Origin of the sequence: Pseudomonas sp. DWP3-1-3b3, from assembly GCF_049896305.1 — a bacterium.
Classification (GTDB): Bacteria; Pseudomonadota; Gammaproteobacteria; order Pseudomonadales; family Pseudomonadaceae; genus Aquipseudomonas; species Aquipseudomonas azotoformans_A.
In genome coordinates, this window is the sequence record NZ_JAFCUA010000031.1 from 1 (window position 1) to 514 (window position 514).

Annotated in this window: 1 protein-coding gene; it reads left to right on the top strand. The window is 65.0% G+C overall.

Annotation, left to right across the window (positions count from 1 at the left end; genetic code table 11):
- Positions 1-46: 46 nt before the first annotated feature.
- A partial coding sequence (locus tag ACP7BX_RS30875) for a TonB-dependent receptor plug domain-containing protein (protein WP_426197827.1) occupies positions 47-514 on the top strand: 468 nt, incomplete at its 3' end.

The following is a 514-nucleotide window of genomic DNA, read 5'->3' on the forward strand; positions in this document are numbered from 1 at the left end:
GTAATGTGACGCACCGGTCGAAGCACCGGGCTTAGGGGACTGGAAAATGAAAGCGGCTATGTTCATGGGCTGCGCCATGTTGGCGCTTTCGACGGGCCTTGCTTCAGCCCAGACGGCGGCGCCCACCGACAGCGACACGGCGATCGCCGAGATCGTCGTCACCGCCCAGAAACGCGCCGAGAACCTGCAGGATGTGCCGGTTTCGGTCACGGCCTTGACCGCCGACACCCTGGCCGCGCGCGGCGTCGGCAATGTCATGGGGCTCAACAACATGGCGCCGGGCCTGCGGATCAGCGCCAATGACGCGGCCGCCAATCCAAAGATCTTCATTCGCGGCGTGGGCCTCAGCGACTTCAATCCCAATGCCTCCAGCGGCGTGGGCGTCTATGTCGATGGGGTCTATATCGGCTCGCCCCTAGCCCAGATGGCCGGCTTCTTCGACCTGGCGCAGGTAGAGGTGCTGCGCGGACCTCAAGGCACGCTCTATGGCCGCAACACCAATGGCGGCGCGGTC